The organism is Zavarzinia compransoris (assembly GCF_003173055.1).
Lineage (GTDB): Bacteria > Pseudomonadota > Alphaproteobacteria > Zavarziniales > Zavarziniaceae > Zavarzinia > Zavarzinia compransoris.
In genome coordinates, this window is record NZ_QGLF01000001.1 from 693792 (window position 1) to 707840 (window position 14049).

At 69.5% G+C, this 14049-nt stretch carries 16 protein-coding genes; 6 read left to right on the forward strand and 10 right to left on the reverse strand.

Features of this window, described 5'->3' with window-relative positions:
• The first annotated feature begins 2 nt into the window (after nt 1–2).
• Together cimA and DKG75_RS03480 are read left to right on the forward strand one after the other, a co-directional pair.
• Nucleotides 3–1673: a citramalate synthase gene (gene cimA / locus DKG75_RS03475; RefSeq protein ID WP_109919671.1), complete on the forward strand. Its 1671-nt coding sequence runs from the start codon at nt 3–5 to the stop codon at nt 1671–1673.
• Nucleotides 1670–2527, forward strand: a complete 858-nt coding sequence (locus DKG75_RS03480; protein WP_109919672.1) for an RNA methyltransferase — start codon at nt 1670–1672, stop codon at nt 2525–2527. The genes cimA and DKG75_RS03480 overlap by 4 nt, the downstream gene beginning before the upstream one ends.
• A gap of 82 nt (nt 2528–2609) precedes the next feature.
• Here the strand turns inward: DKG75_RS03480 and DKG75_RS03485 are convergent, their stop codons facing one another.
• From DKG75_RS03485 to DKG75_RS03505, 5 genes are all read right to left on the reverse strand, one after another.
• Nucleotides 2610–3380, reverse strand: a complete 771-nt coding sequence (locus DKG75_RS03485) for an MmyB family transcriptional regulator (RefSeq protein ID WP_166646322.1) — start codon at nt 3378–3380, stop codon at nt 2610–2612.
• Between the two features lie 15 nt (nt 3381–3395).
• Complete coding sequence (locus DKG75_RS22895; RefSeq protein ID WP_166646323.1) at nt 3396–3752, reverse strand: DUF4345 family protein; 357 nt, start codon at nt 3750–3752, stop codon at nt 3396–3398.
• A 58-nt stretch (nt 3753–3810) separates the two neighbouring features.
• Entirely contained in the window at nt 3811–4332 is a 522-nt protein-coding gene (locus DKG75_RS03495; RefSeq protein ID WP_109919675.1) for a GNAT family N-acetyltransferase, read from the reverse strand.
• A complete protein-coding gene (locus tag DKG75_RS03500) occupies nt 4329–4694 on the reverse strand; it encodes a L,D-transpeptidase (protein ID WP_109919676.1) in 366 nt (121 codons plus the stop codon). The genes DKG75_RS03495 and DKG75_RS03500 overlap by 4 nt, the downstream gene beginning before the upstream one ends.
• An 83-nt stretch (nt 4695–4777) precedes the next feature.
• Complete coding sequence (locus tag DKG75_RS03505) at nt 4778–5728, reverse strand: Gfo/Idh/MocA family protein (RefSeq protein ID WP_109919677.1); 951 nt, start codon at nt 5726–5728, stop codon at nt 4778–4780.
• A gap of 79 nt (nt 5729–5807) precedes the next feature.
• Between DKG75_RS03505 and DKG75_RS03510 the strand changes: the two genes are divergently transcribed.
• Nucleotides 5808–6707 (forward strand): protein-methionine-sulfoxide reductase heme-binding subunit MsrQ, encoded by a 900-nt coding sequence (locus DKG75_RS03510; RefSeq protein WP_109919678.1) that lies wholly within the window; start codon nt 5808–5810, stop codon nt 6705–6707.
• Here DKG75_RS03510 and DKG75_RS03515 read toward each other — a convergent pair.
• Nucleotides 6628–8013 (reverse strand): MFS transporter, encoded by a 1386-nt coding sequence (locus tag DKG75_RS03515; RefSeq protein ID WP_166646324.1) that lies wholly within the window; start codon nt 8011–8013, stop codon nt 6628–6630. The two genes, DKG75_RS03510 and DKG75_RS03515, sit on opposite strands and share 80 nt — an antisense overlap.
• Before the next feature lie 276 nt (nt 8014–8289).
• Here DKG75_RS03515 and DKG75_RS03520 point away from each other — a divergent pair, with 276 nt between their 5' ends.
• Together DKG75_RS03520 and DKG75_RS03525 are read left to right on the forward strand one after the other, a co-directional pair.
• Nucleotides 8290–8748 carry a MarR family winged helix-turn-helix transcriptional regulator gene (locus DKG75_RS03520; RefSeq protein ID WP_109919680.1) on the forward strand — a complete coding sequence of 153 codons (459 nt, stop codon included), beginning with the start codon at nt 8290–8292 and terminating at the stop codon, nt 8746–8748.
• A gap of 60 nt (nt 8749–8808) precedes the next feature.
• Nucleotides 8809–9981, forward strand: coding sequence for an acyl-CoA dehydrogenase family protein (locus DKG75_RS03525; RefSeq protein WP_109920126.1), 1173 nt, complete (start codon nt 8809–8811; stop codon nt 9979–9981).
• On the opposite strand, the gene DKG75_RS03530 is transcribed toward DKG75_RS03525, so the two are convergent.
• Nucleotides 9953–11332, reverse strand: coding sequence for an MFS transporter (locus DKG75_RS03530; RefSeq protein ID WP_109919681.1), 1380 nt, complete (start codon nt 11330–11332; stop codon nt 9953–9955). The genes DKG75_RS03525 and DKG75_RS03530 overlap by 29 nt on opposite strands.
• 115 nt (nt 11333–11447) lie before the next feature.
• Here DKG75_RS03530 and DKG75_RS03535 point away from each other — a divergent pair, with 115 nt between their 5' ends.
• Nucleotides 11448–12377, forward strand: coding sequence for a LysR family transcriptional regulator (locus DKG75_RS03535; protein WP_109919682.1), 930 nt, complete (start codon nt 11448–11450; stop codon nt 12375–12377).
• On the opposite strand, the gene DKG75_RS03540 is transcribed toward DKG75_RS03535, so the two are convergent.
• The 3 genes from DKG75_RS03540 to erpA are packed head-to-tail and all read right to left on the reverse strand — an operon-like array spanning nt 12335 to nt 13938.
• On the reverse strand, nt 12335–12772 hold the full coding sequence (locus DKG75_RS03540; protein WP_109919683.1) for a GFA family protein: 438 nt from the start codon (nt 12770–12772) through the stop codon (nt 12335–12337). The genes DKG75_RS03535 and DKG75_RS03540 overlap by 43 nt on opposite strands.
• Nucleotides 12772–13539, reverse strand: a complete 768-nt coding sequence (xth, locus tag DKG75_RS03545; protein ID WP_109919684.1) for an exodeoxyribonuclease III — start codon at nt 13537–13539, stop codon at nt 12772–12774. Before xth ends, DKG75_RS03540 begins: the two co-directional genes overlap by 1 nt.
• Nucleotides 13540–13545: 6 nt before the next feature.
• The gene (gene erpA / locus DKG75_RS03550; RefSeq protein ID WP_109919685.1) at nt 13546–13938 is read right to left on the reverse strand and encodes an iron-sulfur cluster insertion protein ErpA; all 393 of its coding nucleotides are present in this window, start codon (nt 13936–13938) and stop codon (nt 13546–13548) included.
• Between the last annotated feature and the right edge of the window lie 111 nt (nt 13939–14049).

The following is a 14049-nucleotide window of genomic DNA, read 5'->3' on the forward strand; positions in this document are numbered from 1 at the left end:
TCATGAGTGGCAAGGAACGGTTGTATCTCTTCGATACGACCCTGCGCGACGGCGCGCAGACCCGGGGCGTGGATTTCTCGGTCGAGGACAAGCGCACCATCGCCCTGGCCCTGGACCGGCTCGGCGTCGATTACGTCGAGGGCGGCTGGCCCGGCGCCAATCCGACCGATACCGCCTTCTTCGGTTCGGCCCCGAACCTGAAGCGTGCGACCTTCACCGCCTTCGGCATGACCCGCCGCCCGGGCCGCAGCGCCGACAACGACCCCGGCCTGGCCGCCCTGCTGGACACCAGCGCCGGCGCCATCTGCATCGTCGGCAAGACCTGGGATTTCCAGGTCGATGTCGCCCTGGAAATACCGCGCAGCGAGAATATCGACATCATCGCCGACAGCATCGGCCATCTCCGCGCCCGCGGGCGCGAGGCGATGCTGGATGCCGAGCATTTCTTCGACGGTTACAAGGCCAATCCGGACTATGCCCTGGAGTGCCTGCGCGCCGCCCATGGCGCGGGCGCCCATTGGGTGGTGCTGTGCGATACCAACGGCGGCACGCTGCCCCACGAGGTGGAGCGCATCACCGCGACCGTCGCCGAGCGCATTCCCGGCATCCGCCTCGGCATCCATGCCCATAACGATACGGATAACGCGGTGGCCAATTCGCTGGCCGCGATCCGCGCCGGCGCCCGGCAAGTCCAGGGCACGCTGAACGGCCTGGGCGAGCGCTGCGGCAATGCCAATCTGGTCAGCCTGATCGGCACCCTGTGCCTGAAGCGGGATTTCGCCGATCGCTTCGAGACCGGGATCACGGCCGATGCCCTGTCGCATCTGACCCAGGTCTCGCGCCTGCTCGACGAGGTGCTGAACCGTAATCCCAACCGTCATGCCCCCTATGTCGGCCAGGCGGCTTTCGCCCACAAGGGCGGGCTGCATGTCTCGGCGGTGCTGAAGAACCCCGCGACCTACGAGCATGTGCCGCCGGAAGCGGTCGGCAACGAGCGCCAGGTGCTGGTCTCCGATCAGGCCGGCAAGTCGAACATCCTGGCGCGGCTGCGCGACGTCGGGGTCGAGCTGGAGCCCAAGGATCCGCGCATCGACCGTCTGCTCGACGAGGTGAAGGAGCGGGAATATCTCGGCTATTCCTATGACGGCGCCGATGCCTCCTTCGAGCTGATGGCGCGCCGCGTGCTGGGGCAGGTGCCGGATTATTTCTTCGTCGACAGTTTCAAGGTCCTGGTCGAGCGGCGTTACAATGCCCGCCGCGAGCTGGTCACCGTCTCCGAGGCGATCGTCCGCGTCCAGGTCGACGGCCAGCGCCTGCTCTCGGTCGGCGAGGGCAACGGCCCGGTCAATGCGCTCGATGCGGCGCTGCGCCAGGATCTCGGCAAGTACCAGCGCTATATCGACGATCTCGAACTGGTCGATTTCAAGGTCCGCATCCTGCAACTGGGCGGCGGCCAGGTGCCGGACGGCAATGTCTCGGTCGACCGCTGGCAGGCCGGCACCGGCGCGGTGACCCGGGTGCTGATCGAAAGTGCCGACGGCGCGGGCAACCGCTGGTCCACGGTCGGGGTCTCGCCCAATATCGTCGATGCCTCGTTCCAGGCGCTGACCGACGCCATCGTCTTCAAGCTCTACCGCGACGGGGCGCCGGCGGGCACGGGGCCGGCGGAATGACGGTCGAAGACGACGCGCCGCGCGCGGAAGGCGCCACCCCCTTCGGCGTCGGCATCGGTTCCCGGCCGAAGCCGAAGGGCATCGGCCAGGGCCCCAAGGAAGGGCCGGGGCCTGCGATCATCCTGGTCACGCCCCAGATGGGCGAGAATATCGGCACCACCGCCCGGGCCATGGCCAATTTCGGCCTGGCCGAACTGCGCCTCGTGGCCCCCCGCGACGGCTGGCCCAACGAACGCGCCTTTTCCGCCGCCTCGGGCGCCGACTGGATCCTGCAGGAGGCGAAAGTCTATCCGACCACGGCGGCCGCGGTCGCCGACCTCACCCATGTCTATGCGACGACGGCGCGCGACCGCGACATGGTGAAACCCGTGGTGACACCGCGCCGCGCCGCCCTCGAATTCCGCGCCCTGATCGACGAGGGCCTGCGCCCCGGCATCCTGTTCGGGCCGGAGCGGACGGGGCTGGAAAACGACGACATCGCGCTCGCCCATACGATCCTCAGCATCCCGACCTCGCCCCGCTTCTGGTCGCTGAACCTCGCCCAGGCGGTTCTCCTCACCGCCTACGAATGGCACATGCTGGGGGTCGAGGTACCGGAGAAATTCCTGCGCATCGGCCAGACCGAGCCGGCGACCCAGGTCGAGGTCCAGGGCCTGGTCGATCATCTGGTCGCCGAACTGGACGAGGCGGGGTTCCTGCGCCCCGTCGAGAAGAAACCCTCGATGGTGCGCAACATCATGAGTTTCATCCAGCGCGCCGAGCCGACCGGGCAGGACGTGCGCACGCTGCGCGGCGTCGTCCGGGCGCTGACCCGGCGCTACCAGCGCGGCCAGCCTAACCCCCGGCGGAAATAGCGCATCTTCAGGCGAAGTGGAAACCGGTTCGCCGTCCGAAGATGCGTAAAATCAAAGCGATAGAGTATGCTCGGAATGACGGTCATTCCGAGCATACTCTAGAGCCGCCCTCGACCCAGGCCTTGGTAGCGTCGTCGGCGGGAAAGAAGATTTCGACCTTCAATTCCTCGAGGGTGATGTCGCGCGGGCTGGCTAGCCCGCCCAGGATGGTGAGGAACGCCAGCGTGCCCAGCGGGGCCTGGAACGTCGCCGGCAGGAAGGGCGCCCCCGGCGGTGCGCTGCCCGGCGCCGGCGCCTCGCCCCGCAGATGGGCAAGAACCTCGGCGCGGTCCGGCATCGGCACCAGCAGCCCGTCCGGATCGTCGAGCAGGGCGATCAGGTTGGGCCCGGCGCGGCCCGCCGCCGAGCGCGCCAGGGCTTCGGGCCGGGCGATGGCGGCGATCAGGCGGCCGGCGCCGCCGTTGAAATCGTGAACCGTCCAAGAGGCATCGACCACGATCGCCGGGCAGGGATCGATCCGGTCCAGCAATTGGCGCAGCGCCGCGCGCGGCAGGCGCAGGGCCGGGGCGTCGATCGGCGTTTCCGGGGCCTCGGCCGCCAGCCCGGCGGCATTGAGCAGGCCGTTGGTGGTGCGCAGCGACAGGTCCAGGGCGCGGGACAGTTTCAGCACGACATCGCGCCCCGGCCGCGCCCGCCCGGATTCGAGGAAGCTGATGTGGCGCTGGGCGACCTCGCTTTCGAGCGCCAGGCCCAATTGGCTGAGCCGCCGCTCCTGCCGCAGGCGGCGCAGCAGGGTGGCGAAGGGGGGCCGCTGGCCGTCGTCGGGGGCGATGCGCGCAGTCATGGACGCCATTGTAGCCATTCCCGTTCAGAGGAGAAGCAGGGCCGCGCCGGCCGCCTCGAGGCCGAGGAAGAGGGCGGGCAGGCGGCCGATCCCGCCCTCGCGCAGGGTCGCGACGATGCGCCCGCCGGCCATGCCCGCCAGGGCGGCGGCGACCATCAGCGCCGGCCCGCGGCCAAGCTCGGGCAGCCACAGGGGCGCCACCAGCATGGCCGCCATCGCCAGGCCGAAACCGCCGTAAACCGCCTGGATCTCGTTCCGGGCATCGGCGGTTCCGGCGGCAAGGCCAAGCGGGGCGAGCAGGGCCGCCGGCCGGGCGAAGGCGGCGATGCCCATCCCCGCCAGCAGGAGGGCCACCAGGGCAGAGGCAAAGGGCAGGGGCATCGGTCGTTCCTTCCGTCGTGATATCGGCAAGGGTGACCGGGGCCACGGGCGGCGGCAATTACCGGGGTGGTAATCGGTCCCGGCGGAACAGGCGGGCGAACATGAAGCCATGGGCCCGGCACAGCCCGGTATAGCGCAGCCCCAGCCGTTCCAGGATCGACTGGCTGGCGGCATTGCGCGGGTGGGCCACGGCATTGACCTGGCGCACGCCGAGGGTTGAGAAGCCATGGTCGATCAGGCGCGCTGCCGCCTCCCCGGCAAGGCCGCGACCCCAGGCTTCGGGCAGCAGGCGATAGGCGATCTCGGCCGCCCCCCGGCCGTCACCGAAGGGGTCCAGGCTGGCGGTGCCGACGAGGCGCCCATCGTCGCGCCGGGCGATCGCCCACAGGCCGAAGCGGCCGTCATGCAGGTCGGGCCAATGGCGGCGGGCGCGGTCCGTCGCCTCGGCCAGGGTCATCGGTTCGGTGTTCAGGTAGCGGGTGACCCGGGGATCGCTGTTCAGCCGGCCGAGGCCCGGCACATCCTCGGGCTGGAGGGCGCGCAGCACCAGCCGGCGGCAGGAAAGCTCGGGCGCGCTCATGCCACCACGTCGATCGCGGTGCCGAGCGGCAGCAGCGCGTCAAGCTCGCGGATCGTCTCGCCGCCGACGCCGATGCAGCCGAGCGTCCAGGCGCGGTCCCCGCTGCCGAGGCGCAGCGACAAGGCATGGGCCGATGCCGGTTCCTTGGCGTCGAGGGTGAAGCGGCCGCGCGGCGTGGCCGGCGCATGGTCGCGCGGCCCTTCCGGGCCCCGGCCGACCAGGAATTCATAGTCGCGGACGACGGTGCCGGCCCGGATCAGGGACAGGGTTCGCGCGCCCTGGTCGACCCGGATCAGGTCGACCGGCGCATGCGCCGGGATCGCGGTGAGGAGGGCGGGGAGCAGGAGAAGGGTGAGGCGCATGGTGTCGATGCTGTGGCAACCGCTTCTGACGGCGGAACAGCATCGACCCTAGCGGAAATACCGCCCTCCGTCTGTGACGGCACTCACAGGTCGCGGGCGGCCTTCAGGCGCTCGGCCAGGGCGATGGTATCGACCGCCTGTTCCGGCGTCACCCGCGGCGCACGGCCGCTGCGGATGGCGTCCAAGAAATCGGCAAGCTCGTCGAGCAGGGGTTCGCGGCGCTCGATGGCGACGGGGGTCTCGGCCACGCTGCCGGCCTCGCCCGGGCGGCGGATGACCAGGGTCTGGGCGATATAGTCGGCAACGGCCACCGCCTCCGCCCCCAGGACTTCCAGGGTGCGGATGCGGACCGGGGTCATGCGGCTGGCGCTGATCGCGGCAAGGATGCCGCCGGGAAAGCCGACCAGCGCGGTCGCATAGTCGAAGCCCGGGACATCGGCGCCGCGCAGGCCCTCGACCTTGGCGGCCGTGGGCGCCGGCCGGCCCAGGAGATCGAGAACGACATCGATGTCATGGACCATCAGGTCGTCGATCACATCGACATCGGTGATGCGGCCGGCCTTGGCAAGGCGCCGCGCGGTCACCGCATGGATGGGGCCGAGGGCGGGCAAATGCGCCTTCAGGGCGACGACGGCGGGATTGAAGCGTTCCAGGTGGCCGACCGCCAGGGTGACGCCCCGGGCCTTGCCGAGGGCGGCGATGCGCCGGCCCTCGGCGGCGGTGAGGGCCAGGGGCTTTTCGATCAGGCAATGGATGCCCTTGCCGATCAATTCTTCCGCCAGGGCGACATGGGTGACCGACGGGGTGACGATCGAGACCGCATCGACCGCCGGCAAGTCATCCACCTGCGCGAACACGGGGATGCCGAAGGCCGCCGCCGCCGCATCGCGGTTGGCGGCCAGGGGATCGACCCCGCCGACGATGACGGCGCCCGGCAGCCGGGCATAGCAGCGAAGATGGTTCCGGCCCATCTGGCCGCAGCCGATGACGGCGACGCGGAGCGGGCGGGGGGCGGGGGCGGTGGTGTCGGTCATGATGGGGTCCGATTAACCCCGCGGCCGGGAAAAGGCAATGGGGCGTAACCTCGCGCCGGTTTCATGCGAAACTAGGGGCATGACGCCCGTATCCGCTTCCCCCGCCGCTTCCTTGCCCTGGCCCTGGCTGGACCGGCGCGGCCGCCTGTCGGCCGTGAAGCTCGCCATGCTGGCGGGCCTTGTCGCGCCGGCCCTGGTGCTGGCGCTGCGCTGGGCGAGCGGGGACCTGATGCCCCGGCCGTTCGATACCGCGATCCACGAGACCGGGCTTTGGGGCATGCGCTTCCTGCTGCTCTCGCTCGCGCTGACGCCCTTGCGGCGGGGCGGGGATCTGGCCGGCCTCGTCCTGATCCGGCGCATGGTCGGGGTCGGGGCCTTCTGCTGGCTGGCGCTGCATTTCTTCCTCTATGTCGGCGACCAGGCGTTCGATCTCGGCCTCGTCGCGGCGGAGATCGTCAAGCGCTTCTACCTGATGTTCGGCTTCATCGCCCTGTTCGGGCTTTGCCTGCTGGCCGCGACCTCGACCGACGGCATGGTGCGCCGCCTGGGGGCACGGCGCTGGCGCGCCCTGCATCGCCTGACCTATGGCATCGGCATTCTTGGTGCCGTGCACTTCTTCATGCAGTCGAAGGCCGACCCGGGGGAGGCGACGATCGCCGCCGGCCTCCTCGTCTGGGCTTTCGCCCGGCGCCTGTGGCCGGGGCGGGGGGCTTGGCCCGTCCTGCTCCTGCCCGTGCTGGCGGCGCTCGGGGCCGCCTTGGCCGAGGCGCTCTATTTCCTCGGCATCCGGGGCATCGATCCGACCCTGGTGCTGCTGGCCAATCTCGATCTCGCCTTCGGGCCGCGGCCGGCGCTCTGGTCCGGCCTTGCGGTCCTCGGGGTCGAGCTTGCCCTCTTGCTCAGGCGCCGGTCCGGCGGGCGGCAAGGCCCTGGCGGACCTCGGCCAGCCGCGCGGCGGTCAGGGGGAAGCGCAGCATGACCAGGGCGGCGGAGAGGTTCATGGCCAGGGGCAGGAAGACATAGAGCCCGATCAGCGCCGCAACGCCGGGAATGGCCTCGCCCGCCGGGGTGGAAGCGGCGGCGCCCGGCGAGAAGCCGAAGAGTTCCAGCAGGGGATAGGTCACCCCGACCGCCAGCGCGAAGCCGACCTTGTTGGTCATGGTGAGCAGGCCGTAGAACAGGCCGGTGCGGTTGCGGCCGTTGCGCAATTCGTCCTCGTCCGCGACATCGGCCATGATCGCCCGCAGCAGGAAGGTGCCCGAGGCATAGCCGAGCCCGTGCAGCAGGGTGATCGCGATGAGCAGCCCCTCCATCCCCGGTTCGAGGGACAGGAAGGCGGCCCCGGTGGCACAATTCCAGAACGCGCCCAGGGCAAAGGCCCGGTGCTTGCCGATCCGGTAGGAAATCGCCAGCCAGCCCGGGATGCCGATGATCCCGGCAATGAAATAGCCGAGCAGCAGGGTGGAGGTGAGGGCGGGCGCCCGCACCACCGATTCGACCATGAAGACGAACAGCGCCCCGGTCACCGCCGGCGGCACCCCCGCCAGCAGGTCGGCCAGCAGGATCCGCTTCAGCAGGCGGCTGCGGGCGATGGTGGCCAGCGCTTCCCGCAGCGAGACATGGGCGGCGCCGGTGCCGGTCAGGCTGGGCGGGTCCGGCACTTTCCACAGGGCGAGGACGACGCCGATGGGGAAGATGGCGATGATGAACCAGCCCATGGCGGCGATGCGGTGGGCCTTGTCGCCGTCGCCCGCCTGTTCGAGCAGGGCGGGCAGGGCCAGCACGGCGACCATGCCGACGATCCCCGCCATCTCGCGCCAGCCCTGGATGCGGCTGCGCTGGTGATAGTCGGGCGAAAGTTCGGCGCCCCAGGACATGTGGCTGATCACGCCAAGGGCATAGCCCGCATACATGACCACCAGCCAGCCGAGGACATAGAGCGCGCCGGCGCCGGCCGGCGGCATGAACATCTGGAAGGCGCCGAGGCACATCAAGGGCACCGCCAGTGCCAGCATCGGCCGGCGCCGGCCCCAGCGGCTGCGCACCCGGTCGCTGGCCGCCCCGAGCGCGAGGTCGGCGGCAAGATCGAAGAAGCGACAGAGCATGAAGATCTGCCCGACCAGGGTCAGGCCCAGCCCCAGGTCCTTGGCATAGAAGGGCGGCAGATAGACCGCGACCGGCAGGCCGATGGCGTAGAGACCCATCGCCGGCGCCGCGAAGGCGAACAGCGTACCGCGCCGGACGGCGGCGGCAGGCGCCCCGGAAACAGTGTCGATCGTGCTCATGAACCACTCCCCATGCTGCCCTTGTTCTTGTGTCTTCGGGCCGAAGGCAGGGTGCCGGGCGATTTTTCCGCGGTCAAGCGGCGGCGGGCTTACGATTTCTTCATCTATCGGGGGTAGGGTTAACGCCATGGATGCCGTGGTTATCCCCCCGGTGTCTCCGTTCCTCCCCTCAGACTGGTTTTCTGACCGACCCCTCGCCGCCAAGGCGAGGGGTTTCTTTCTTTCGGGAAGGGACGGGGGGCTTCTGCTATCGTCCCCTCCTGAAAGGGAGGGGTCATGAGCGAGTCCACTGACCGGCGGGCGATCCTGCTTGCGCGGGCGATCGTCGTCCTGTTCCGCGATTTCGAAATCGTCGCCCGGGCGGCGGATATCACCGTGCCGCAATACCGCTTTCTCCTGTTCCTGAAGCGCGGGCCGAAGCGGGCGGGCGATCTCGCCCTCCAGGCCGCGATCGGCAAGCCGACCGCCTCCGCCCTGATCGCCGACATGGAAAGGCGCGGGCTGATCAGCCGCGAGCCGGACCCGGAGGACGCCCGTTCCGTCCGCCTGCGCCTAACCGGCCAGGGGCTCGCCCGCCATGCCGCCTTCGAGGCGGCGCTCGCCCGCCATCTTCTCGACCTCATGGGGCCCGAGGCGGCGGAGACGATCCTCGAGGCGACCACCACGCTCGCCTATCTGATCGATGCCAAGCGCGACCAGGCGTCGCTCGAACATGTGGGCGACCTGATCTCTTGACAGGCCTGCGCTCCCGCCAGATAGTTCGGGCAACGAACTAAAATGGTCGAGGAGAGCCCCATGGACCTGACCCCCCAGCACGAGGAATTGCGCCGCACCATCCGCCGCTTCATCGCGGAGGAGGTGAACCCCCATTGCGCCGCCTGGGAAGAGGCGACGATCTTCCCCGCCCATGAATTGTTCAAGAAGATGGGCGACCTCGGCCTTCTCGGCATCAACAAGCCGGAGGCGTTCGGCGGTCTCGGCCTCGACTATTCCTATGCGGCGGTGGCGGCGGAGGAATTCGCCCGCATCAATTCGGGCGGCGTCGCCATGGCCATCGGCGTGCAGACCGACATGGCGACCCCGGCCCTTGCCCGCTTCGGCTCGGACGATCTGCGCGCCCAGTTCCTGGCGCCGTCGATCGCGGGCGACAAGGTGGCCTGTATCGGCGTGTCCGAACCCCATGCCGGTTCGGACGTCGCCGCCATCCGCACCCGCGCGGTCGAGGACGGCGACGATCTCGTCATCAACGGCTCGAAGATGTGGATCACCAACGGCACCCAGGCGGACTGGATGTGCATGCTGGCCAATACGTCGGACGGCAACAAGCACCAGAACAAGTCGCTGATCTGCGTGCCGCTCAAGGACCAGAACGGCAAGCGCGCCAAGGGCGTCACCGTCGCCCGCAAGCTGAAGAAGATGGGCATGCATTCGAGCGACACCGCCGAATTGTTCTTCGACGACGTCCGCGTGCCCAAACGCAACATCATCGGCGAGCCGGGCATGGGCTTCGTCTACCAGATGCTGCAATTCCAGGAGGAACGGCTCTACGGCGCCCTGTCCAGCATCACCGGCTGCGAACTGACGATCGAGGAAACCATCGATTACACCCGCAACCGCAAGGCTTTCGGCAAGGCCCTGATCGAGAACCAGGTGGTGCATTACCGCCTGATCGAACTGATGACCGAGGTGGAGGCGCTGCGCGCCCTGACCTGGAAGGGTGTCGGCATCCATGTCGCGGGCGGCGACTGCACCGTGCTCGCCTCCATGGCCAAGCTGAAGGCGGCGCGGCTGACCCGCGAGGTGAACGACTCTTGCCTGCAATTCTGGGGCGGCATGGGCTTCATGGACGAGACCATGGTTTCGCGCCGCTACCGCGACGGCCGCCTGACCTCGATCGGCGGCGGCGCCGACGAGGTGATGATCGGCATCATCGCCAAGTTCAAGGGGCTTTTGCCGGGGAAGAACTGACGCCGGCCCGGGTGATCGCCAGGGCCGCCGCCACCAGCCCGAAGGCAACGAGGAAGGTTGCGCGAAGGCCAAGGGCCATGTCGCCCGCGCCCCGGGCATCCAGCCCGGCGGCCAGGGCGAAGACCGCGCCCATGGCCGTCGCCCCGGTGACCAGCCCGAGGTTCCGGGCCAGGGTCAACAGGCCCGAGACCAGCCCCCGCCGGTCCGGGGCGACACCCTTCATCACCCTGGCGTTGTTGGCCGCCTGGAACAGGGCATAGGCGGCGGTGGTCACCATCAGCGGCCCGACATAGCCCGCGATGCCAAGGCCGGCCGGCAGCAGCGCCAGCATGGCGGTGCCGAGGCCGATGCCGCAAAGCCCGGCGACGGTGGCCCGCGGCGAGCCCAGGCGATCGACCAGCCGTCCCGCCGGGATGCCGGTCAAGGCCGAGACCACGGGCCCGGCCGACATGACGAGGCCCGCCGTTGCCGCATCGAGACCGAGGCCCAGCACCAGGTAGAACGGCCCCACCACCAGCGTCGTCATCAGCACCGCCGCGACCAGAAGACTGCCGGCGAGACCGGCCCGCAAGCTGGGATCGGCCAGCAGGCCGGGCGCGATCAACGGCAGTGCCCGCCCCGCTTCGAAGCGGACGAACAGGACCAGTAGCGCCGCCGCCCCAAGCAGAAGCGCAATATTCAAGGCACCGAAAGCCCCGCCCCCGAGGGTCATGGCCAAGGCATAGGCGCCGAGCGCGAGAGCAAGCAGCAGGCAGCCCGGCAGGTCGAAATCGGCAAGGCGCCCGCGGGCCGGTTCGGCCGGCAGGAAGCGCAAGGCCAGGACGAAGGCAACAAGGCCGAGGGGCGCCATCGCGGCGAAGCTCGCCTGCCCGCCGAAACCGGCTGCCAGCACCCCGCCCAGCGAAGGGCCGAGCGCCGTGCCGATGGCCGACAGGGTGCCCATGGCGCCCATGGCCGCGCCGATCCGGTCCTTCGGCACCATGTCGCTCGCCAGTGCCAGCGGCATGGTCATGAGAAACGCCGCCCCGGCACCTTGCAGGGCACGGGCCGCGATCAACAGGCACAGGGTCGGGGCGAGGGCGGCCAGGGCGCTGGCCAGGGTGAACAGGGCCAGCCCGGCCAGCAGCAGGCGGCGGCGCCCCATCAGGTCCCCCAGGCGGCCGGCGCCGGCGATCAGGGCGGTGACGGTCAGCAGATAGGCGATCACCACCCATTGCACCGTCTGGAACGGGGCATCGAAGGCATGCGCCAGGGCGGGCAGGGCGACATTGGCGATGCTGGTGCCGAGCGACGCCAGCAGCACGGCCATGGCAAGGCCGGCCAGGGCGCCCTTGCCGGGATTTGTCGTCATGAGAAAACCTCCGGGATCATGTCCCCTGAGGTACGCCCGGCCCTGACATGGCTGAAGATGCAGCAGTTGCAGTTTATCAGTGCACTGAACGCCCCATATCCCTTAGGCTTCGGGGATGAACCTGCCGGACCTCAATCTCCTGGTCGCGCTTGAGGCGGTGCTGGCCGAGGGCAGCGTGGCGGGTGCCGCCCGGCGCCTTCGTCTCAGCCCCTCGGCCATGAGCCGGACCCTGGCCCGGCTGCGCGAGGCAACGGGCGATCCCTTGCTGGTCCGGGCCGGCCGCGGCCTGGTGCCGACGCCCCGCGCGCTTGAACTCCGCGATCGGGTCGGGCCCTTGGTCGAGGCGGCCGCCGCCATGCTCCGCCCCGTCGTTCCGCCCGATCCGTCATCCCTGGTGCGGGATTTCACGCTTCGGTGCAGCGACGGTTTCGCGGAAAGTTTTGGTCCCGCCCTGCTGCGCCGGATCGCGGACGAGGCGCCGGCGGTGCGCCTGCGCTTCATGGCGAAGACCGACAAGAACAGCGATCTCCTGCGCCAGGGGCGGGTCGATCTCGAAACCGGGGTTCTGGGGGGCGGGCAGGGGCCGGAATTGCGGATACAGGCCCTGTTCGGCGATAGCTTTGTCGGCGTCGTCCGCCCCGGGCATCCGCTGGCGCAAGGGGCGGTCGGGCTGGCCGCCTATCTGGCGGCCCGGCATGTCCAGGTGGCGCGGCGCGACCAGGGCGGCGGGCCGGTCGATGCCATGCTTGAAGCGGGCGGCCAGCGGCGGGATGTGGCGGTCACGGTCGGCGGTTTCGCCCCGGCGCTGGCGCTGGTGCGGGAGATGGATCTGGTCGCGACCGTGCCGGCGCGGCATACCGCGGCGCTCCGCGCCGGATTGATTGAGTTCCCGCTACCCTTTGCCGTGCCCGCGCTGTCGATTTCGATGCTGTGGCATCCCCGGAACGATGCCGATCCCGGCCATCGCTGGCTGCGCGAGCTGCTGCGCAGCCTTTGCGCCGCTCAGACCCCGTCCGGCACCGTATCCACGCCCCAATCCTCGTAATGGGGGATGTGGTCGTCGCCGAGCACGATCCAGGGCAGTTTCTTGGAGATCCAGGTGTGATACTCGGGCGCCACCCGGTCCGGTTCGTCGAGGGTGGCGCAGGTGAAATCGATCTCGCCCGGCAGGTCGACGAAGCGGAAGGTGAGTTGCGTGCCGCAGGCCGTGCAGAACTGGCGGACCGAGCGGGGCGACCACGCGTAATCGGTAACCTCGCCGACCATGGTGAAGGCATCGCGCGGCACCGTCGCCCAGGTGACATAGCCGGCGCCCGATGCCTTGCGGCACAGGGTGCAGTGGCAATGGCTGGTCGAGGTCGGCGCGGCCGTAATCCGATAAGTCACGGCACCGCACAGGCAGGAGCCGGCGAGGGGATCGTCCGCTGTGATGGGCCGCATCACAGGTCCAGCTCGCACCAGACCGGCGTGTGGTCGGACGGGCGTTCCTTTTCCCGCGGGGTGCGGTCGACGCCGGCATCGAGCAACCTGTCGGCGGCCTGGGGCGAGAGCAGCAGGTGGTCGATGCGCAGGCCGTTGTTCCGCTCGAAGGCGCGGGCCTGATAATCCCAATAGGTATAGCGCCGGGGCCCGGGATCGATCGCCATCAGGGCGTCCATGAGGCCGAGGTTGAGCAGCCGGCGGAAGGCGGCCCGGCTTTCCGGCTGGCACAGGGCATCGTCCCTGAAGGCGGCGGGATCGTAGCAGTCGCCGTCGGTCGGGCAGACGTTGTAGTCGCCGGCAAGAACCAGGGGCTCCTCGAAGGCGAGGAGCTTTTCCGCCTGATCGCGCAGCCGCGCCATCCAGCGCAGCTTGTAGGGGAATTTCTCGGTCTCGACCGGGTTGCCGTTCGGCAGGTAGATCGAGGCGACGCGCAGGCGGCCGCCGATCAGGGCCTGGAGATAGCGGGCCTGTTCGTCCTCAGCCTCGCCGGGCAGGCGCTCTTCCTCGATCTCGATCGTATCCCTGGCCAGGATGGCGACGCCGTTATAGGACTTCTGGCCGACATAGCGGACGTTGTAGCCCGCGTCCTCGACCTCCGTCACCGGCATCTCCAGGGTTTTCAGCTCCTGCAGGCAGACGACGTCCGGCCCCGCCGCGCGCAGCCAGTCGACCAGATTGCCGAGGCGGGCCTTGACCGAATTGACGTTGAAACTGGCAACGCGCATGAAGGCTCAGATCGCGAAGGACGAGCCGCAGCCGCAGGACGAGGTGGCGTTCGGGTTCTTCACCTGGAAGGACGCGCTCATCATGTCCTCGACATAGTCGACGACCGAGCCGGCCAGAAGGTCGAGAGAGACCGAATCGATCCGGACCGTGGCGCCGTCCCGCTCGATGACGAAATCGTCGTCCTGGGGCGTCTCGTCGAAATCGAAATTATACTGGAAGCCGGAACAGCCGCCGCCGGTCACGGCGATGCGGAGAAAGGCGCCGGGCTTGCCTTCTTCGCGCAGCAGGAAGGCGATGCGGTCGGCGGCGCTCGCGGTCAGGCCGACGTTGCGGCCGTCGCCTGTCAGGGCGCCCGGCGGCACGGCGGCGTTATTCTCTGCGGCATGGGTCGCGGACATGGCCAGCACTCCCGGCGAAGACAAGGTTAAGGTCAGGGAATAAACATAGGATGTGCGGGCGCCATGTCAATTTGCCCCGGTTGCGATGCTGCCTTTCTTGCGGCGCGGGGG